Annotated in this window: 24 protein-coding genes; 1 reads left to right on the top strand and 23 read right to left on the bottom strand. The window is 67.6% G+C overall.

The genetic code is table 11. From position 1 onward, the window contains the following. Positions 1 to 37: 37 nt before the first annotated feature. The 23 genes from rplR to rpsL form a co-directional block, all read right to left on the bottom strand. Positions 38 to 421, bottom strand: coding sequence for a 50S ribosomal protein L18 (gene rplR / locus BX286_RS22135; protein ID WP_079429303.1), 384 nt, complete (start codon positions 419 to 421; stop codon positions 38 to 40). Between the two features lie 4 nt (positions 422 to 425). Continuing rightward, on the bottom strand, positions 426 to 965 hold the full coding sequence (gene rplF / locus BX286_RS22130) for a 50S ribosomal protein L6 (protein ID WP_042812337.1): 540 nt from the start codon (positions 963 to 965) through the stop codon (positions 426 to 428). 20 nt (positions 966 to 985) lie between these two features. Beyond that, positions 986 to 1384, bottom strand: coding sequence for a 30S ribosomal protein S8 (gene rpsH / locus BX286_RS22125; protein WP_079429302.1), 399 nt, complete (start codon positions 1382 to 1384; stop codon positions 986 to 988). Positions 1385 to 1603: 219 nt separating this feature from the next. After that, a complete protein-coding gene (locus BX286_RS22115; RefSeq protein WP_003956452.1) occupies positions 1604 to 1789 on the bottom strand; it encodes a type Z 30S ribosomal protein S14 in 186 nt (61 codons plus the stop codon). A gap of 5 nt (positions 1790 to 1794) precedes the next feature. Then, positions 1795 to 2346: a 50S ribosomal protein L5 gene (gene rplE / locus BX286_RS22110; protein ID WP_042812334.1), complete on the bottom strand. Its 552-nt coding sequence runs from the start codon at positions 2344 to 2346 to the stop codon at positions 1795 to 1797. Next, positions 2346 to 2657, bottom strand: coding sequence for a 50S ribosomal protein L24 (gene rplX, locus BX286_RS22105; protein WP_079429301.1), 312 nt, complete (start codon positions 2655 to 2657; stop codon positions 2346 to 2348). The genes rplE and rplX overlap by 1 nt, the downstream gene beginning before the upstream one ends. 2 nt (positions 2658 to 2659) lie before the next feature. After that, a complete protein-coding gene (gene rplN, locus BX286_RS22100) occupies positions 2660 to 3028 on the bottom strand; it encodes a 50S ribosomal protein L14 (RefSeq protein ID WP_003956455.1) in 369 nt (122 codons plus the stop codon). 119 nt (positions 3029 to 3147) lie between these two features. Continuing rightward, positions 3148 to 3429 carry a 30S ribosomal protein S17 gene (rpsQ, locus tag BX286_RS22095; protein ID WP_079429300.1) on the bottom strand — a complete coding sequence of 94 codons (282 nt, stop codon included), beginning with the start codon at positions 3427 to 3429 and terminating at the stop codon, positions 3148 to 3150. Beyond that, on the bottom strand, positions 3429 to 3653 hold the full coding sequence (rpmC, locus tag BX286_RS22090; RefSeq protein ID WP_079429299.1) for a 50S ribosomal protein L29: 225 nt from the start codon (positions 3651 to 3653) through the stop codon (positions 3429 to 3431). Before rpmC ends, rpsQ begins: the two co-directional genes overlap by 1 nt. Further along, on the bottom strand, positions 3653 to 4072 hold the full coding sequence (rplP, locus tag BX286_RS22085) for a 50S ribosomal protein L16 (RefSeq protein ID WP_007265906.1): 420 nt from the start codon (positions 4070 to 4072) through the stop codon (positions 3653 to 3655). Before rplP ends, rpmC begins: the two co-directional genes overlap by 1 nt. Positions 4073 to 4077: 5 nt before the next feature. After that, the gene (rpsC, locus tag BX286_RS22080) at positions 4078 to 4917 is read right to left on the bottom strand and encodes a 30S ribosomal protein S3 (RefSeq protein WP_007265905.1); all 840 of its coding nucleotides are present in this window, start codon (positions 4915 to 4917) and stop codon (positions 4078 to 4080) included. Then, entirely contained in the window at positions 4917 to 5264 is a 348-nt protein-coding gene (gene rplV, locus BX286_RS22075; RefSeq protein ID WP_007265904.1) for a 50S ribosomal protein L22, read from the bottom strand. The genes rpsC and rplV overlap by 1 nt, the downstream gene beginning before the upstream one ends. Positions 5265 to 5307: 43 nt before the next feature. Beyond that, complete coding sequence (gene rpsS / locus BX286_RS22070) at positions 5308 to 5589, bottom strand: 30S ribosomal protein S19 (RefSeq protein ID WP_007265903.1); 282 nt, start codon at positions 5587 to 5589, stop codon at positions 5308 to 5310. 12 nt (positions 5590 to 5601) lie between these two features. Beyond that, on the bottom strand, positions 5602 to 6438 hold the full coding sequence (gene rplB / locus BX286_RS22065) for a 50S ribosomal protein L2 (RefSeq protein ID WP_007265902.1): 837 nt from the start codon (positions 6436 to 6438) through the stop codon (positions 5602 to 5604). A 39-nt stretch (positions 6439 to 6477) separates the two neighbouring features. Then, a complete protein-coding gene (rplW, locus tag BX286_RS22060; RefSeq protein WP_007265901.1) occupies positions 6478 to 6801 on the bottom strand; it encodes a 50S ribosomal protein L23 in 324 nt (107 codons plus the stop codon). Beyond that, the gene (rplD, locus tag BX286_RS22055; protein WP_042812330.1) at positions 6801 to 7451 is read right to left on the bottom strand and encodes a 50S ribosomal protein L4; all 651 of its coding nucleotides are present in this window, start codon (positions 7449 to 7451) and stop codon (positions 6801 to 6803) included. The genes rplW and rplD overlap by 1 nt, the downstream gene beginning before the upstream one ends. Positions 7452 to 7455: 4 nt before the next feature. Then, the gene (rplC, locus tag BX286_RS22050) at positions 7456 to 8100 is read right to left on the bottom strand and encodes a 50S ribosomal protein L3 (protein WP_042812328.1); all 645 of its coding nucleotides are present in this window, start codon (positions 8098 to 8100) and stop codon (positions 7456 to 7458) included. Between the two features lie 14 nt (positions 8101 to 8114). Then, positions 8115 to 8423, bottom strand: a complete 309-nt coding sequence (gene rpsJ, locus BX286_RS22045) for a 30S ribosomal protein S10 (RefSeq protein ID WP_003948644.1) — start codon at positions 8421 to 8423, stop codon at positions 8115 to 8117. Positions 8424 to 8878: 455 nt separating this feature from the next. After that, the gene (locus tag BX286_RS22035; protein WP_121016113.1) at positions 8879 to 10066 is read right to left on the bottom strand and encodes a hypothetical protein; all 1188 of its coding nucleotides are present in this window, start codon (positions 10064 to 10066) and stop codon (positions 8879 to 8881) included. Positions 10067 to 10193: 127 nt separating this feature from the next. Beyond that, positions 10194 to 11387, bottom strand: a complete 1194-nt coding sequence (tuf, locus tag BX286_RS22030; RefSeq protein WP_079429296.1) for an elongation factor Tu — start codon at positions 11385 to 11387, stop codon at positions 10194 to 10196. Between the two features lie 152 nt (positions 11388 to 11539). After that, a complete protein-coding gene (fusA, locus tag BX286_RS22025) occupies positions 11540 to 13672 on the bottom strand; it encodes an elongation factor G (RefSeq protein ID WP_079429295.1) in 2133 nt (710 codons plus the stop codon). Positions 13673 to 13711: 39 nt separating this feature from the next. Next, a complete protein-coding gene (gene rpsG, locus BX286_RS22020) occupies positions 13712 to 14182 on the bottom strand; it encodes a 30S ribosomal protein S7 (RefSeq protein WP_007265894.1) in 471 nt (156 codons plus the stop codon). A 2-nt stretch (positions 14183 to 14184) separates the two neighbouring features. Next, the gene (gene rpsL, locus BX286_RS22015) at positions 14185 to 14556 is read right to left on the bottom strand and encodes a 30S ribosomal protein S12 (RefSeq protein WP_007265893.1); all 372 of its coding nucleotides are present in this window, start codon (positions 14554 to 14556) and stop codon (positions 14185 to 14187) included. A 400-nt stretch (positions 14557 to 14956) separates the two neighbouring features. Between rpsL and BX286_RS22010 the strand changes: the two genes are divergently transcribed. Then, a complete protein-coding gene (locus tag BX286_RS22010; protein ID WP_261993493.1) occupies positions 14957 to 17428 on the top strand; it encodes a YfhO family protein in 2472 nt (823 codons plus the stop codon). The last annotated feature ends 50 nt before the right edge of the window (positions 17429 to 17478 follow it).

The raw sequence follows: 17478 nt of genomic DNA, 5'->3' as shown, positions 1-17478 counted from the left end.
CTCTCTCTGTTACGTCCGTTAGTCCCGGAACCGGGGCTTAGAACTTCAGCCCGGCTTCGCGGGCGGCGTCAGCCAGAGCGGCAATGCGCCCGGCGTACCTGTTGCCACCACGGTCGAACACGACGGCCTCGACACCAGCGGCCTTGGCGCGCTCGGCGACCAGGGCGCCGACCTGCTTGGCCTGCGCGGACTTGTCGCCCTCGCTGCCACGGACCGACGCGTCCAGGTGGGACGCCGACGCCAGGGTGTGACCCTTGAGGTCGTCGATCACCTGAGCGGTGATACCGCGGTTCGAACGCGTCACGACGAGGCGCGGACGCTCCGCCGTACCCGACATGTTCTTGCGGATGCGGATGTGGCGGCGCGCCTTCGCAGCGCGCTTGTAAGCGTCGCCCTTGGCGATCTTCACACCGTATGCCATGGCTTTACTTACCAGCCTTTCCGACCTTGCGGCGGATGACCTCGCCGGCGTACTTGACGCCCTTGGCCTTGTACGGGTCGGGCTTCCGCAGCTTGCGGATGTTCGCCGCGACCTCGCCGACCTTCTGCTTGTCGATGCCCTCGACCGAGAACTTGGTCGGAGACTCGACCTTGAAGGAGATGCCCTCGGGCGCCTCCACCAGGATCGGGTGGCTGTAGCCGAGCTGGAACTCCAGGTCGGAGCCCTTCGCGGCAACGCGGTAACCGACACCGCTGATCTCGAGCGCCTTGGTGTATCCCGTGGTCACACCGGTGATCATGTTGGCCACCAGCGTGCGGGACAGGCCGTGGAGGGCCTTGTTCTGACGCTCGTCGTTCGGACGGGTGACGTTCAGAACGCCGTCCTCGCCCTTAACGATCTCGATGGGGGCGGCGACGGTGTGCGTCAGGGAGCCCTTGGAGCCCTTGACGGTGACCGTGCGGCCATCGATGGTGACGTCCACGCCGGCGGGAACCGGGATGGGGAGCTTGCCGATACGAGACATAGCTTTTCCTCCGTTCCCGACTACCAGACGTAGGCGAGGACTTCCCCACCCACGCCCTTCTTCTGCGCCTGCTGGCCGGTCAGGAGACCGTGGGACGTGGAGATGATCGCCACGCCCAGGCCGCCGAGGACCTTCGGCAGGTTGGTGGACTTCGCGTACACGCGCAGACCCGGCTTCGAGATCCGCTTGATGCCGGCGATCGAGCGCTCGCGGTTCGGACCGAACTTCAGCTCGAGGACGAGGTTCTTACCAACCTCGGCGTCCTCGACCTTCCAGCCGGTGATGAAACCCTCCTGCTTGAGGATTTCCGCGATGTGCGACTTGATCTTGCTGTGCGGCATCACGACCTGGTCGTGGTACGCCGAGTTTGCGTTACGCAGACGAGTCAGCATGTCTGCGATCGGGTCAGTCATGGTCATGAATCGGCCTTCGGCCTCTCTCGCCGGGGTTTCCTGTATGCGCCATCCCTCTCCCCACACAGGGGCGGGACGGGTGCGGCGCGGGGACCTACGGCGTAGTAAGTCGACGGGCGGCGGACGCCCAACCCCACTAGCCTACGGCATGGGGGAGGGGCCTCCGCCGGCCCAGATGCTTACCGAGAGCTTCTGGAAACCTCAACACCCAAAGGGTGAAGGGATTTACCAGGAGCTCTTGGTCACGCCCGGCAGCTCGCCACGGTGAGCCATCTCACGAAGGCACACGCGGCACAGGCCGAACTTGCGGTACACGGAGTGGGGGCGACCGCAGCGCTGGCAGCGGGTGTACGCACGCACACCGAACTTGGGCTTGCGGGCAGCCTTCGCGATGAGAGCCTTCTTCGCCATCTCGCTTACGCCTCCTTGAACGGGAAGCCGAGGTGACGGAGGAGCGCGCGGCCCTCAGCGTCGTTGGTCGCCGTGGTCACCACGGTGATGTCCATACCCCGGACGCGGTCGATCTTGTCCTGGTCGATCTCGTGGAACATGACCTGCTCCGTGAGACCGAAGGTGTAGTTGCCACGGCCGTCGAACTGCTTCGGCGACAGGCCGCGGAAGTCGCGGATGCGCGGCAGCGCGAGCGACAGGGTGCGGTCCAGGAACTCCCACATGCGGTCGCCACGGAGGGTGACGTGCGCACCGATCGGCTGGCCCTCACGCAGCTTGAACTGCGCGATGGACTTGCGGGCCTTGGTGACGGCCGGCTTCTGACCGGTGATCGTGGTGAGGTCGCGGATGGCGCCGTCGATCAGCTTCGAGTCACGGGCGGCGTCGCCGACACCCATGTTCACGACGATCTTGACGAGGCCGGGAATCTGCATGACGTTCTCGTAGGAGAACTCTTCACGCATCTTGCCCGCGATCTCCTCGCGGTACTTCGTCTTCAGACGCGGAGTGGTAGCCATCAGATGTCCTCACCCGTGCGCTTGGCAACACGGATCTTGTTGCCCTCGTCGTCGAAGCGGTAACCGACGCGGGTGACGACCTTCTTGCCGTCCTTCTCCACGACCAGCTGGACGTTGGAAACGTGGACGGGGGCCTCGGTGATCACGATGCCGCCGGCCTGGTTCTGCCCGGCCTTGGTGTGCTTCTTGACCCGGTTGACACCCTCGACCAGGACGCGGTTCTCGCTGGGCATGGCCGCGATGACCTTGCCCTGCTTGCCCTTGTCCTTACCGGTGATGACCTGGACCAGGTCGCCCTTCTTGATCTTCATGCTTACAGCACCTCCGGCGCGAGCGAGATGATCTTCATGAACTTCTTCTCGCGCAGCTCACGGCCCACGGGGCCGAAGATACGGGTGCCGCGAGGGTCGCCGTCGTTCTTCAGAATGACGGCGGCGTTCTCGTCGAAGCGGATGTACGAGCCGTCCTGGCGGCGGCGCTCCTTGACGGTGCGAACGATGACCGCCTTGACGACGTCACCCTTCTTCACGTTGCCACCGGGGATCGCGTCCTTGACGGTGGCGACGATGACGTCACCGATGCCCGCGTAGCGGCGACCCGAGCCACCGAGAACACGGATGCAAAGGATCTCCTTGGCACCAGTGTTGTCGGCGACACGCAGTCGCGACTCCTGCTGGATCACGTCTATCTCCTGTTTGTCTGCCGGTTCCCGGCCGGGGCCCCCGCGAAGGGAGGCCCCGGCCGAGCCTGGCGGAACTGACCCGAGGGGCCCCTGAACTTTTTGTTCAGGGCCTCAGGTAATTACTTGGCCTTCTCGAGGATCTCGACGATGCGCCAGCGCTTGCTCGCCGACAGCGGACGCGTCTCCATGATGAGGACGCGGTCGCCGACACCGGCAGCGTTCTGCTCGTCGTGAGCCTTGAGCTTGTTCGTACGGCGGATGACCTTGCCGTACAGCGCGTGCTTGACGCGGTCCTCGACGGCGACGACGACGGTCTTGTCCATCTTGTCGCTGACGACCAGACCCTCACGGGTCTTGCGGAAGCCGCGCTCGGTCTTCTCAGTCACGTTCTTCTCGCTCATCAGGCGCTCTCCACCGTCTCGATACCGAGCTCACGCTCGTGCATCAGGGTGTAGATGCGAGCGATGTCCTTACGGACGGACTTGAGCCGGCCGTTGTTCTCCAGCTGACCGGTGGCCGCCTGGAAACGGAGCTTGAACAGCTCCTCCTTGGCCTCGCGCAGCTTGGCAACGAGCTCCTCGTTGCCGAGCTCGCGGAGCTCGGACGCCTTGGTTCCCGTCGCCATCACGACTCACCTGCCTCGCGCTTGACGATGCGGCACTTCATCGGCAGCTTGTGGGCCGCACGAGTCAGAGCCTCACGCGCAATCTTTTCGTTCGGGTAGGACAGCTCGAACATGACCCGGCCCGGGTGCACGTTCGCGATCCACCACTCCGGGGAACCCTTACCGGAACCCATGCGGGTCTCGGCGGGCTTCTTCGTCAGCGGACGGTCCGGGTAGATGTTGATCCAGACCTTGCCGCCACGCTTGATGTGGCGGGTCATCGCGATACGAGCCGCCTCGATCTGGCGGTTCGTCACGTAGGCGGGGGTGAGCGCCTGGATGCCGTACTCGCCGAACGAGACCTCAGTACCGCCCTTGGCCATACCGCTGCGCTTCGGGTGGTGCTGCTTGCGGTGCTTGACCCTACGAGGGATCAGCATGTCGGTCAGGCCTCCGTTCCGGTGCTCTCGGCCGGAGCGGCGGCGGGGGCGTCGGCCTTGGGGGCCTCGGCACCAGCAGCCTGCTGCGGCTTGCGGCCACCACGGCCGCCGCGCTCGCCACCACGGCCACCACGGCCGGCGGGACGGTCGCCAGCGCCGGCACCACGGGCCGGGCGGTTACCCGCACGGGCCGCAGCGTTCTCGGCGCGAACCTCGGCGATGTTCTTGACGTCGCCCTTGTAGATCCAGACCTTCACGCCGATACGGCCGAAGGTGGTCTTGGCCTCGAAGAAGCCGTAGTCCACGTTCGCGCGCAGCGTGTGCAGCGGCACACGACCCTCGCGGTAGAACTCGGAGCGGGACATCTCGGCGCCGCCGAGACGGCCACCACACTGGATCTTGATGCCCTTGGCGCCGGCCTTCATGGTGCCCTGCATGCTCTTGCGCATGGCACGACGGAAGGAGACGCGGGAGGAGAGCTGCTCGGCGACGGCCTGAGCAACCAGCTGAGCGTCGAGCTCGGGGTTCTTGACCTCGAGGATGTTCAGCTGGACCTGCTTGCCCGTGAGCTTCTCGAGGTCACCGCGGATGCGGTCGGCCTCGGCGCCGCGGCGGCCGATGACGATGCCGGGACGAGCGGTGTGGATGTCCACACGCACGCGGTCACGGGTGCGCTCGATCTCAACCTTCGAGATGCCGGCGCGCTCCATGCCGGACGTCATCATCCGACGGATGGCGACGTCTTCCTTGACGTAGTCCTTGTACAGCTTGTCGGCGTACCAGCGGGACTTGAAGTCCGTGGTGATGCCGAGTCGGAACCCGTGCGGGTTTACCTTCTGGCCCATTACCGGGAACCTTCCTTGCTGCTGACGACCACGGTGATGTGGCTGGTCCGCTTGCGGATCCGGTAGGCACGGCCCTGGGCACGCGGACGGAACCGCTTCAGGGTCGGGCCCTCGTCCACGTACGCCTCGCTGATGACCAGCGTGGAGGCGTCCGGGTGGTTGTAGTTGTGCGCGGCGTTGGCGATGGCGCTGTCAAGCACCTTGCCGACCGGCACGCTCGCGGCCTGCGGGGCGAAACGCAGGACCGCCTGAGCCTCCGTGGCATCCATGCCACGGATGAGGTCCACCACGCGGCGGGCCTTCATGGGCGTGACGCGGATGTACCGCGCCTGGGCCCTGGCTTCCATGGTTGTCCCTTCGGTGTTAGTCATAGTCGTAACCACCCCGCGATTAGCGGCGCTTCGACTTCCGGTCGTCCTTGACGTGGCCGCGGAAGGTGCGAGTCGGCGAGAACTCGCCGAGCTTGTGGCCGACCATCGACTCGGTGACGAACACCGGGACGTGGGTCTTGCCGTTGTGCACCGCGATCGTGTGACCCAGCATGCTGGGGATGATCATCGAGCGACGGGACCAGGTCTTGATGACGTTCTTGGTGCCGGCTTCGTTCTGGGCGTCCACCTTCTTTACGAGGTGGTCGTCGACGAAGGGCCCCTTCTTGAGACTGCGCGGCATCTAAACCCGCTCCTAGCGCTTCTTGTTCGTCTTGCGGCGGCGGACGATGTACTTGCTCGAAGCCTTCTTCGGCGAGCGAGTACGACCCTCCTTCTGACCCCACGGGGAGACCGGGTGGCGACCACCACTGGTCTTGCCCTCACCACCACCGTGCGGGTGGTCAACCGGGTTCATCGCGACACCGCGGACGGTCGGGCGGACGCCCTTCCAGCGCATGCGGCCGGCCTTGCCCCAGTTGATGTTCGACTGCTCGGCGTTGCCGACCTCGCCGACGGTGGCGCGGCAGCGCGCGTCGACGAGACGGATCTCACCGGACGGCATGCGGAGGTGGGCCATCACGCCCTCCTTCGCGAGCAGCTGCACGGAGGCACCAGCCGAACGCGCGAACTTGGCGCCGCCACCGGGGCGGAGCTCGATCGCGTGGATCGTGGTACCGACCGGGATGTTGCGGAGCGCGAGGTTGTTGCCCGGCTTGATGTCGGCCGTGGGGCCGTTCTCGATCCGGTCACCCTGCTGCAGACCGCGCGGCGCGATGATGTAGCGCTTCTCGCCGTCGGCGTAGTGCAGCAGCGCGATGCGCGCGGTGCGGTTGGGGTCGTACTCGATGTGCGCGACCTTGGCCGGCACGCCGTCCTTGTCGTGACGACGGAAGTCGATCACGCGGTAGGCGCGCTTGTGGCCACCGCCCTGGTGGCGAACGGTCACACGACCGGTGTTGTTACGGCCGCCCTTGCTGTGCAGGGGGCGGACCAGCGACTTCTCCGGCGTGGACCGCGTGATCTCGACAAAGTCGGCGACGCTGGAGCCACGACGGCCCGGGGTCGTCGGCTTGTACTTGCGGATACCCATTTCTCAGTCCTCGTCCGATTCCGGACGACTAGACCTCCGTTAGGAGGCCTGGCCGCCGAAGATGTCGATACGGTTGCCCTCGGCAAGGGTCACGATGGCGCGCTTGGTGTTGGCGCGCTTGCCGAAACCGGTCTTGGTGCGCTTGCGCTTACCCTGACGGTTGATCGTGTTGACCCCGGTGACCTTGACCGAGAAGACCGCCTCGACGGCCTGCTTGATCTGGGTCTTGTTGGCGCCGGGCGCGACGATGAACGTGTACTTGTTCTCGTCCAGCAGCGCGTAGCTCTTCTCCGAGACGACCGGCTTGATCAGCAGGTCGCGCGGGTCGGTGAAGGTCTTGCTGGTAACGGTCGCCTCAGACATCAGGCCTCGTTCCCTTCGGTCTCATCGGCCTTGGGGCCAGACACGAAGGACTCGAGCGCGGCCTGGGTGAAGACCACGTCGTCAGAGACGATCACGTCGTACGTGTTCAGCTGGCCCGGCTCCAGGATGTGAACCTGGGGCAGGTTGCGGGCGGACAGCCACGCCAGCTCGTCAGAGCGCTCGGCGACCAGGAGCAGGTTCTTGCGCTCCGAGATCTTGCCGAACAGCGTCTTCGCGGCCTTGGTGGAGGCGGCACCCTCGACCACGCCGGTGACGACGTGGATGCGGGAGTGACGCGCGCGGTCCGAGAGGGCACCGCGGAGGGCGGCGGCCTTCATCTTCTTCGGGGTGCGCTGCGAGTAGTCACGCGGCACGGGGCCGTGGACGACGCCACCGCCGGCGAACTGCGGAGCGCGGGTCGAACCCTGACGGGCGCGGCCGGTGCCCTTCTGGCGGTACGGCTTCTTGCCACCACCACGGACTTCGCCACGGGTCTTGGTCTTGTGCGTGCCCTGACGGGCAGCAGCCAGCTGGGCGACGACGACCTGGTGGATCAGCGGAACGCTGGTCTTCGCGTCGAAGATCTCCGCGGGGAGCTCGACGGTACCGGCCTTGTCGCCTGCCGGCGAAAGGATGTCAATGGTGCTCATTACCTCAAGCCCCCTTGGCCGCGGTACGGACCAGGACGAGGCCGCCGTTCGGACCGGGGACCGCGCCCTTGATGAGGAGCAGACCCTTCTCCGCGTCAACCGCGTGGATGGTCAGGTTCTGGGTGGTGACGCGCTCGTTACCCATGCGACCGGCCATGCGCATGCCCTTGAAGACACGCCCAGGGGTGGCGCAGCCACCGATCGAACCGGGGGAGCGGTGCTTGCGCTGCACACCGTGACCGGCGCCGAGGCCCCGGAAGTTGTGGCGCTTCATGACACCGGCGAAGCCCTTGCCCTTGCTGTTGCCCGTGACGTCAACCTTGACGCCGGACTCGAACACGGCAGCGGTGATCTCCTGGCCGAGCGTGTACTCGCTGGCGTCGGAGGTGCGGAGCTCCACCAGGTGGCGGCGCGGGGTCACGTCGGCCTTGGCGAAGTGGCCCTTGAGGGGCTTGTTCACCTTGCGCGGGTCGATCTCGCCGAAGGCGATCTGGACCGACTCGTAGCCGTCGGTGTCATTGGTACGGACCTGGGTAACGACGCAGGGCCCGGCCTTGACGACGGTCACCGGGACGACACGGTTGTTCTCGTCCCAGACCTGGGTCATGCCGAGCTTCTCGCCCAGGACGCCCTTGATCTGCTTAGCCATCTTCTCGACGCCTCTCAGAGCTTGATCTCGATGTCAACGCCGGCCGGAAGGTCCAGGCGCATCAGCGAGTCAACGGTCTTGGGCGTCGGGTCGAGGATGTCGATCAGGCGCTTGTGCGTGCGCATCTCGAAGTGCTCGCGCGAGTCCTTGTACTTGTGCGGCGACTTGATGACGCAGTACACGTTCTTCTCAGTGGGCAGCGGCACCGGGCCCGCGACCGACGCACCAGTGCGGGTCACCGTCTCGACGATCTTCTTCGCCGAGGAGTCGATGACCTCGTGGTCGTAGGCCTTGAGCCGGATGCGGATCTTCTGTCCCGCCATGGCTACTCCGTAGTCCTGTCTCTGTATGGAAACGCTCTGGCTCCCGGCCGGCTGCGGAACGGGGTTCCGCGGCCTCTCCTCCGACCCACGCGGTCGGGCGTGTCGCACTCCCTCCGAAAAAATTCCCATACGGAAATTCCCTCATCCAAGGGGGTGCGGTCCTGGACCGCGCATCGGGGGAGAAACACCCACCGAGTGCCTGGCGCACACCGTGCTGACACTTCCCAGAAGATTCCCGTACGTCCGTCCTCATTGCTGCCCCGAGAGGCAGATTAAGGACGACGAGTACTGTGGGACTCGCTTCCGGTCCTCCCGGCGGGAGGCGCGCAGCATCGGCACACAGCCGAGCAACTTGAGTAGTCTGCCATACGAGACACGTACCTGGCCAATCGGGCCGAAGAGAATACCCCGCCGAGCGATCACGTCAAACCGCGGCACGCGGCGGGGATCCCAGGTCAGGACCGGGAGGCCGTCGCGCACTCCTTCGGCATGTCGGCCACGTTCCCGCTCCGGTCGTACGGGTCGACGACCGGCCCGGACGGGCCCGTCCCCGCCGCCACCCGCTCGCTGTCGAACCGCGGGTGCAGGAACCCGGTGCCGTCCCGCCGACAGTCGTCGTTGCCCGCGCTCTCCAGCCACTCCACTACCTGGAGCTTGCCCGGGGTCGCGACCACCTTGAGCGGGTCGTAGAGGGCCATGGTCAGCGTCCGCCGCACCACCGTGCGGGCCACCTCGTCCGAACCGGGCTTCGCCCGGACCACGGGGTAGACGAAGGTGTAGTCGGCGTGGACCTTCACCTCGCCGTCGCGGCCGCTGTCGAAGCTCATCCGGCCGCGTGTCTTGACCACGTCGCCGACGACCCTGACCTCCGCCGGGTCGAACCGGCTGAACAGCCACAGCGGGTCCGCGTCGACCGAGGGGGCGGACAGCCCGCGCTCGATGAGGGGCCGCCCGTCGCTCTGACCAGGGTCCAGCAGGTCCAGCGCCGCCCGGGGCCGCTCGCCCCGCAGGGTGGCGGGGTCCAGGTTCGACGCGATCAGCAGGGCCTTGGTCTTCGCCAGCGCGTCGGCGACCCGCTCCTTCGCCATCCCGCCCACGGCCGCCGCCTCCGGGACCTCGATACCGGCGGCGCCATCGGCCCACTGCGCGGCCGGCGAGCCCCGGAAGGGCTCCTTCAGCGTCGGGCGGTCGGCGGGCACCGCCCCCGGGGCCGCCGTCGGGCGCCCGGTCTCCGCAGGCAGCGGACCCGCGTCCCGTGCTTCCTGGCGGGCCTCCGCCCTGCCCGTCAGCTTGTCGATGACCAGCTCCGGCCGCAGCGCCACCAGGGCCAGCCCCGCGATGCCGACGATCGCCGCCGCGGCCTTGAGCCGCCGCTTGCCCCGCCCGCGGCCCTCCCTCTCCTGCCAGGCGGGCCCCGTGCGCCAGCCGGGCGGATCCCCCGCCCCCGGCTTCGGCGCCCGGCCGAACCGGCGGCGCCCCGCCCGCGCCCGTTCCTCCTCCTCGCGCCGCAGCCGCTCGGTGACCATCCGGGCCCGCGCCGAGGGCTCCTTCGGCGCGGCGGCGCTCTCCCGCGCGACCTGCTCGCTGAAGCGGGCCCACTCCTCGTCGGATATCTGCGGCCGCCCGCCGTCCTGCTGCTCCATGCTCCCCACCCCTGAACATTGCCGACTTATGTGGAAGGGCCCCTCCCCCGCCGCCGGAGCGGTGGGGAAGGGGCCCTTCCGTCAAACATGGTGCCCGCTGGTGCGAGCTACCAGGTCAGAACACGAATTACTTCGTGATCTTGGTGACCTGGCCGGCGCCGACCGTACGACCACCCTCACGGATGGCGAACTTCAGGCCCTCCTCCATGGCGACCGGCTGGATCAGCTGGACGGACATGTCGGTGTTGTCGCCCGGCATGACCATCTCGGTGCCCTCGGGGAGGGTCACGACGCCGGTCACGTCCGTGGTACGGAAGTAGAACTGCGGGCGGTAGTTGTTGAAGAACGGGGTGTGACGGCCACCCTCGTCCTTCGACAGGATGTACGCGGCGGCCTCGAACTCGGTGTGCGGCGTGACCGAACCGGGCTTGATGATGACCTGACCGCGCTCGACGTCCTCGCGCTTGATGCCACGGAGGAGCAGACCGACGTTCTCACCGGCCTGGCCCTCGTCGAGCAGCTTGCGGAACATCTCGATGCCGGTGACCGTGGTGGTGGTCTTCTCCGGCTTGATGCCGATGATGTCGACGGTCTCGTTGACCTTCAGGACACCACGCTCGATGCGGCCGGTGACGACGGTGCCACGACCGGTGATCGTGAAGACGTCCTCGACGGGCATCAGGAACGGCTTGTCGGTGTCACGCGGCGGGGTCGGGATGGCCTCGTCCACGGCGTCCATCAGGCCGAGGAGCTTGTCACCCCACTCCTTGTCGCCCTCGAGCGCCTTCAGCGCGGAGACCTGGACGACCGGCAGGTCGTCGCCCGGGAAGTCGTACTCGGAGAGCAGCTCACGGACCTCGAGCTCGACGAGCTCCAGGATCTCCTCGTCGTCCACCATGTCGGCCTTGTTGAGGGCGACGACGATGTACGGAACGCCGACCTGGCGGGCCAGGAGCACGTGCTCCTTGGTCTGCGGCATCGGGCCGTCGGTGGCGGCGACCACGAGGATGGCGCCGTCCATCTGGGCGGCACCGGTGATCATGTTCTTGATGTAGTCCGCGTGACCCGGGCAGTCGACGTGGGCGTAGTGACGCGCCTCGGTCTGGTACTCGACGTGCGCGATGGAGATGGTGATACCGCGCTGGCGCTCCTCAGGAGCCTTGTCGATCTGGTCGAACGCCGAGGCCGCGTTCAGGTCCGGGTACTTGTCGTGCAGCACCTTGGTAATGGCGGCCGTGAGGGTCGTCTTACCGTGGTCAATGTGACCGATGGTGCCGATGTTGACGTGCGGCTTAGTCCGCTCGAACTTCGCCTTCGCCACGGGGGTCCTCCTGAGAGTGGTTCTGTACGCCTTGATGATCGTCGGCGCCAGGTGATCTTTGCTGGATAGCCGGTTCCCCCGGGGCAACGGGAGGGTTGCTCCTGTTGCCCCAGAGGCTCCGGTGGCAAGCCTAAAGCGTGTACTCGGAAGAGTTACTCGCCCTTGGCCTTCGCGATGATCTCCTCAGCGACGTTCCGGGGAACCTCGGCGTAGGAGTCGAACTGCATCGAGTAGCTGGCGCGACCCGAGGTCTTGCTGCGGAGGTCTCCGACGTAGCCGAACATCTCCGAAAGCGGCACGAGGCCCTTGACGATCTTGGCTCCGTGACGGTCCTCCATGGCCTGGATCTGGCCACGGCGGGAGTTGATGTCACCGATGACGTCACCCATGGACTCCTCCGGCGTGGTGACCTCGACGGCCATCATCGGCTCGAGGAGCACGGGAGAAGCCTTGCGCGCGGCCTCCTTGAAGGCCTGCGAACCGGCGATCTTGAAGGCGAGCTCGGAGGAGTCGACCTCGTGGTAGCCACCGTCGAGAAGCGTGACGCGGACGCCCGTCATCTCGTAGCCGGCCAGGATGCCGAACTGCATGGCCTCCTGCGCACCGGCGTCGACCGAAGGGATGTACTCCTTCGGCACGCGGCCACCGGTGACCTTGTTCACGAACTCGTACGCCGGACCGTCGGCGTCCGTGATCGGCTCGATCGCGATCTGCACCTTGGCGAACTGACCGGTACCACCGGTCTGCTTCTTGTGGGTGTAGTCGTGACGCTCGACGGCCTTGCGGATCGTCTCGCGGTACGCGACCTGCGGCTTGCCGACGTTGGCCTCGACCTTGAACTCGCGCTTCATACGGTCGACCAGCACCTCGAGGTGCAGCTCGCCCATACCGCCGAGGATGGTCTGGCCCGTCTCCTCGTCCGAGTGAACGTGGAAGGAGGGGTCCTCCTCCGCGAGACGCTGGATGGCGACACCCAGCTTCTCCTGGTCACCCTTGGACTTGGGCTCGATGGCGACCTGGATGACCGGAGCCGGGAAGTCCATGGACTCCAGGATCACGGGCTGCTTGTCGTCGCACAGCGTCTCACCGGTGGTGGTCTGCTTCAGGCCCATGACGGCGACGATGTCGCCGGCGCCCACCGCGTCGATCTCCTCACGCTTGTTCGCGTGCATGCGGTAGATCTTGCCGATGCGCTCCTTCTTGCCCTTGACGGAGTTCAGCACCGCGGTGCCGGCCTCCAGGCGGCCCGAGTAAACCCGGACGAAGGTGAGCTTGCCGAGGTGCGGGTCGCTCATGATCTTGAACGCGAGCGCGGCGAGGGGCTCCTCGTCCGACGGCTTGCGCTTGACGACGACCTCGGCGTCCTTGACGTCGTGGCCCTCGATGGCCTCGATGTCGAGCGGCGACGGGAGGTAGCGCACGACGGCGTCGAGCAGGGGCTGGACGCCCTTGTTCTTGAACGCCGTACCGCAGAAGACCGCGGTGATCGTGGGCTCGCCCTTGCCCTTGCCGGAGCCGAGGATGATGCGACGCACGGCCGCGTGCAGCTGCTCCTCGGTGGGCTCGGTGCCCTCGAGGAAGAGCTCCATCATCTCTTCGTCGTTCTCGGCGACCTGCTCGACGAGGGTGGCGCGCCACTCCTCGGCCAGCTCGGTGTGCGAGGCCGGGATGTCGACGACGTCGTACATCTCACCCTTGGTGGCCTCGGCGGACCACACGAGGGCCTTCATGCGGACGAGGTCGACGACGCCCTTGAAGTCCGCCTCGGCACCGATCGGCAGCTGCATGACGATCGGAACCGCACCGAGGCGGTCCTTGATCATGTCGACGCAGCGCATGAACTCGGCGCCGGTACGGTCGAGCTTGTTGACGAAGCAGATGCGCGGGACGCCGTAGCGGTCCGCCTGACGCCAAACGGTCTCGGACTGCGGCTCCACACCGGCGACACCGTCGAACACGGTGACGGCACCGTCGAGGACGCGGAGCGAACGCTCCACCTCGACCGTGAAGTCCACGTGACCCGGGGTGTCGATGATGTTGATGGTGTGGTCGACGTCCTCGAGCGGCCAGTGGCAGGTCGTCGCGGCGGACGTGATGGTGATGCCGCGCTCCTGCTCCTGCTCCATCCAGTCCATCGTGGCAGCGCCGTCGTGGACCTCACCGATCTTGTAAGACACACCGGTGTAGAACAGGATGCGCTCGGTGGTGGTCGTCTTGCCCGCGTCGATGTGGGCCATGATGCCGATGTTGCGCACCTTGGCCAGGTCAAGCGAAGTGGTAGCCATAAGGCTTCAGTCTTCTCTCGGTCTCGATGTGGGTTGCGACTACCAGCGGTAGTGCGCGAAGGCCTTGTTGGACTCGGCCATCTTGTGCGTGTCCTCGCGCTTCTTGACGGCCGCACCGAGGCCGTTCGAGGCGTCGAGAAGCTCGTTCATCAGGCGCTCGGTCATGGTCTTCTCGCGGCGGGCGCGGGAGTAACCCACGAGCCAGCGGAGGGCCAGGGTCGACTGACGACCCGGCTTGACCTCGACGGGAACCTGGTAGGTCGCGCCACCGACACGGCGGGACTTGACCTCGAGGGACGGCTTGACGTTCTCCAGCGCGCGCTTCAGCGTGATGACCGGGTCGTTGCCGGTCTTCTCGCGGAGGCCTTCCATGGCGCCGTAAACGATGCGCTCGGCGGTGGAGCGCTTGCCGTTCAGGAGGATCTTGTTGATGAGCGAGGTCACCAGAGGAGAGGCGTAGACCGGGTCGATGATGACCGGGCGCTTCGGGGCGGGGCCCTTACGAGGCATTCTTACTTCTCCTTCTTGGCGCCGTAGCGGCTGCGGGCCTGCTTGCGGTTCTTGACAGCCTGGGTGTCAAGCGCACCGCGGATGATCTTGTAACGAACACCCGGCAGGTCCTTCACACGGCCACCACGCACGAGCACGATCGAGTGCTCCTGCAGGTTGTGTCCCTCACCCGGAATGTAAGCGGTGACCTCGATGCCGGAGGTCAGACGCACACGCGCGACCTTGCGGAGCGCCGAGTTCGGCTTCTTCGGGGTGGTCGTGAACACACGCGTGCAGACACCACGACGCTGAGGCGAAGCCTCGAGCGCGGGGGTCTTCGTCTTCTCGACCTTGTCCTGCCGGCCCTTCCGGACCAGCTGCTGGATCGTAGGCACTACTTCTCCGGTTTCTGTGTGCCGTGTAGTGAAGCTAACCTGGAACTTTCCCGACCCACGCGGTCGGGTGTGTCGGATCCGGCGGACCCCCGCGCAAGCGCGGAGACACATGAATCTCGGTGGCCGATGCGGCTCGCCGTGCGGTTGATGGACACGCACAGGAGCCCAGGCACACCCCAGGCACAAGGTCTGAGCGTACCCACCGCATCCACTCCGGTCAAAACATAGGCCGCGCCGCCACCGCCCGCACGGCCCCGCAGCTCAGGCGCCCCTTGGGCGCGGGCCCTTCGAGCCGGGTCGGCCGCGCGGAGGTCACACGGGCGTGGTAGTGCGGGCGAACTACACTGCCAGCGAATCCCAGCGAGTCAGTTCAAAACGTACGAGCGCCAGGAGCAGGACATTGGGGACGGTCACCTCGGAGCCGACGACGGGCGCAGCCCCGCCCCCCGGCCCCGCGCTTCGGCGGCGCACCGCCCTCTCCCGCCTGTACGGGCCCCTGCTGGCGTTCCTCGTCACCTCGGGCGCCTTCTGCGCGGCCTGGGCGGCCCGCGGCAGTTTCCCCTTCGGCGGCACCGGCCGGGCCATCAACGACCAGGCCAACCAGTACGTTCCCTTCCACCGCGCCCTGTGGGACCTCGTCCACGGGCAGGCCGCCGGCGACGTGCTCTTCAGCTGGCGCGGCGGCTTCGGACAGCAGTTCCTGTCCGACTACTACACCTACCTCGGCAATCCGTTCTCCTGGCTCGCCGTCCTCGTCCCGCGGGCCCACGTCGACCTGGCCGTCTTCCTGATCACCCCGGTGACGATGGGCGCGGCCGCCGCGCTGATGACCGTCTACCTCGGCAGGCTCCAGGCCGGGCCGTGGTGGCAGCGCGGGGTGCTCGGCGCCTGCTACGGGCTGTGCGGGTGGGCGCTCAGCGACGCCTCGTACATCCCGATGTGGCTGTGGGGCCTGGTCGCCCTCCCCCTGCTCGGCATCGCCGTCGAATGGTGCCTGGAAGGCCGGCGCTGGCCGGGCGCCGCCCTCCTGGTCGCACTCGCCTGGTACGGGAACTTCTACACGGCGATGATGGCCACGATGGCCGCCTGCGTGCTGCTGGGCGTCCGTCTGCTGACCCTGGAGATGACGGGGGCGCAGCGCCTGCGGGCCCTGTGGCGCGCGGCCACCGCCGCCGCGGCCGGCATCCTCCTCACCCTCCCGCTCCTCCTGCCGTCGTTCCTGTCCAGCGGCGCCTCGCAGCCCACGAAGGCCGCGGCCTTCGACCCGGTGCGCATCGACGTGTTCCTGGCCGGCATGCTCCCGGCCACCCACCTGTGGGGCGGCCGGCCTCGGCTGTACGTGGCCTCGCTGGGCCTGATCCTGGCGGGCGCCTTCCTCCTCAACACCCGCATCGCCGGCCGTACCCGCCTGGTCTGGGCAGCGGCCACGCTGCTGGTCCTGGTCTCCTTCCAGTTCCCCCCGACCCAGTACGTGTGGCACGGCCTGGCGGTCCCGAACGGCAACCCCTACCGCGAGACGTTCGTGTTCAGCGGGATGGTCGTGGTCCTGGCCTGGCTGGCCCTGGCCAACCGCCCGCGCCCGCTGCACCTCGCCCTGGCGGCCGGCCTGCTGGTCGTGGCCACGTTCGTGCTGCGCCACACCAACGACTTCGGCGGCTGGACCTGGCCTGCGGTCCTGGCCGGCGGCGCCGTCTCCCTCCTGGCCCTGACGCTCCTGTCCCTCTCGGGACGGCACCGCGCCCTCCTCCCCCTCGCGGCCGTCCTCATGATCGGGGTCGTCCTCGCCGAGTCCACGGTCGCGGCGGCGAACGCGGACGCCCGCCGCTCCCGCGAACGCTGGGCGGCCCCCGCCGCCACCTCCAGCCGCTCGATCACGAACCGCTACGAGGCGGTCCGCGAGGTGGACGGCTGGCCCGCCTACCGGACGGATTCGGGCGCGCCGCAGACCTCGTACAACGACGCCCTGGCCCTGCGGGCGGAGGGCCCGCAGTACTACAGCAGCTACCTCCCGCAGGCCACGTACCAGGCCCTGGAGCCCCTGGGCTACGGCTACAAGAACGACGGCCGCACCTTCTTCGGCGCCGACAACCCGGTCCTCGACGCGATCTTCTCCATCGGCGCCCGGGTCCGCCCGGGCACGGCTCCCGGCACCTGGACGTCGACGAAGCAGCCGGCCCCTCCCCTGGTCACGGTCCGCCCCGCCCCGTACACCTCCCCCAACCCCCCGGCCAGCGTCTACGCCCGCCAGGAGACGGTCCTGGGCGCGACGGTCTACGAGGTCCCCGCCGCCACCCGCACCGGCACCCCCGCCTCCCAGACCTACACGGCCACCTGCACGCCGGGCTCCGAGGCCTACTGGTACTCCCCCGCGCTCTACGGCACCCTCCGCACCGGCGGCCGCTCCCTGCCCCTGGAGGACCGCATGACCGGGGTCCTCCCCCTGGGCCCGGTCCCCGCGTCCGGCACGGTCACGGCGACGGCCGAAACCCGCACCGAGAACGCCACGGCCGGCCCGAACCCCATCGGCTGCCTCGACCGCGCGGCCCTGGCCACCGCGGTCGGCCGGCTCACCACCACGGGCGCCACCGAGGTCCACGTCGGCGGCCACTCCATCGAGGCCACCCTCCCGCCGACCGCCACCGGCACGGCCGTCTTCGCGATGACGGACATCCCCGGCTGGCAGTGCTCGGCCCCCACGACGAACTTCCACGGCCTCCTGGCGGTCCCCCTCACCCCGGGCACCCGCCACCTCTCCTGCACCTACACCCCCAAGGGCCTCACCCCAGGCCTCGCAGCCGCCGCCCTGGCCCTCCTGACCCTGACCTCGGCCACCACGGCAACCCACCTCCGCCGCCGCCGCGAACGCGTCTGACGGGAGCCGGGGCCGCCCCCGGGACACGGGGAAGTCCCCGGACACGAAGA

The sequence above is a fragment of the Streptomyces sp. 3211.6 genome (assembly GCF_003634815.1).
In the GTDB taxonomy this organism is placed as follows: domain Bacteria; phylum Actinomycetota; class Actinomycetes; order Streptomycetales; family Streptomycetaceae; genus Streptomyces; species Streptomyces katrae_A.
This window is presented reverse-complemented; position numbering and strand designations above follow the sequence as displayed.

What these genes read in the sequence shown, in the direction of transcription:
- rplD (WP_042812330.1), bottom strand. Translation starts at nt 7,451, where the DNA reads ATGAGCACCATTGACATCCTTTCGCCGGCAGGCGACAAGGCCGGTACC.
- rplW (WP_007265901.1), bottom strand. Translation starts at nt 6,801, where the DNA reads ATGTCTGAGGCGACCGTTACCAGCAAGACCTTCACCGACCCGCGCGAC.
- rpsH (WP_079429302.1), bottom strand. Translation starts at nt 1,384, where the DNA reads ATGACCATGACTGACCCGATCGCAGACATGCTGACTCGTCTGCGTAAC.
- rpmC (WP_079429299.1), bottom strand. Translation starts at nt 3,653, where the DNA reads ATGGCGACGGGAACCAAGGCGTCCGAGCTCCGCGAGCTCGGCAACGAG.
- rpsQ (WP_079429300.1), bottom strand. Translation starts at nt 3,429, where the DNA reads ATGAGCGAGAAGAACGTGACTGAGAAGACCGAGCGCGGCTTCCGCAAG.
- rpsJ (WP_003948644.1), bottom strand. Translation starts at nt 8,423, where the DNA reads ATGGCGGGACAGAAGATCCGCATCCGGCTCAAGGCCTACGACCACGAG.
- rplF (WP_042812337.1), bottom strand. Translation starts at nt 965, where the DNA reads ATGTCTCGTATCGGCAAGCTCCCCATCCCGGTTCCCGCCGGCGTGGAC.
- fusA (WP_079429295.1), bottom strand. Translation starts at nt 13,672, where the DNA reads ATGGCTACCACTTCGCTTGACCTGGCCAAGGTGCGCAACATCGGCATC.
- rpsC (WP_007265905.1), bottom strand. Translation starts at nt 4,917, where the DNA reads ATGGGCCAGAAGGTAAACCCGCACGGGTTCCGACTCGGCATCACCACG.
- rpsS (WP_007265903.1), bottom strand. Translation starts at nt 5,589, where the DNA reads ATGCCGCGCAGTCTCAAGAAGGGGCCCTTCGTCGACGACCACCTCGTA.
- rplE (WP_042812334.1), bottom strand. Translation starts at nt 2,346, where the DNA reads ATGGCTACCACTCCGCGTCTGAAGACGAAGTACCGCGAGGAGATCGCG.
- rplC (WP_042812328.1), bottom strand. Translation starts at nt 8,100, where the DNA reads ATGGCTAAGCAGATCAAGGGCGTCCTGGGCGAGAAGCTCGGCATGACC.
- rplV (WP_007265904.1), bottom strand. Translation starts at nt 5,264, where the DNA reads ATGGAAGCCAGGGCCCAGGCGCGGTACATCCGCGTCACGCCCATGAAG.
- BX286_RS22115 (WP_003956452.1), bottom strand. Translation starts at nt 1,789, where the DNA reads ATGGCGAAGAAGGCTCTCATCGCGAAGGCTGCCCGCAAGCCCAAGTTC.
- rplX (WP_079429301.1), bottom strand. Translation starts at nt 2,657, where the DNA reads ATGAAGATCAAGAAGGGCGACCTGGTCCAGGTCATCACCGGTAAGGAC.
- rplP (WP_007265906.1), bottom strand. Translation starts at nt 4,072, where the DNA reads ATGCTGATCCCTCGTAGGGTCAAGCACCGCAAGCAGCACCACCCGAAG.
- rplR (WP_079429303.1), bottom strand. Translation starts at nt 421, where the DNA reads ATGGCATACGGTGTGAAGATCGCCAAGGGCGACGCTTACAAGCGCGCT.
- BX286_RS22035 (WP_121016113.1), bottom strand. Translation starts at nt 10,066, where the DNA reads ATGGAGCAGCAGGACGGCGGGCGGCCGCAGATATCCGACGAGGAGTGG.
- rpsG (WP_007265894.1), bottom strand. Translation starts at nt 14,182, where the DNA reads ATGCCTCGTAAGGGCCCCGCCCCGAAGCGCCCGGTCATCATCGACCCG.
- rplB (WP_007265902.1), bottom strand. Translation starts at nt 6,438, where the DNA reads ATGGGTATCCGCAAGTACAAGCCGACGACCCCGGGCCGTCGTGGCTCC.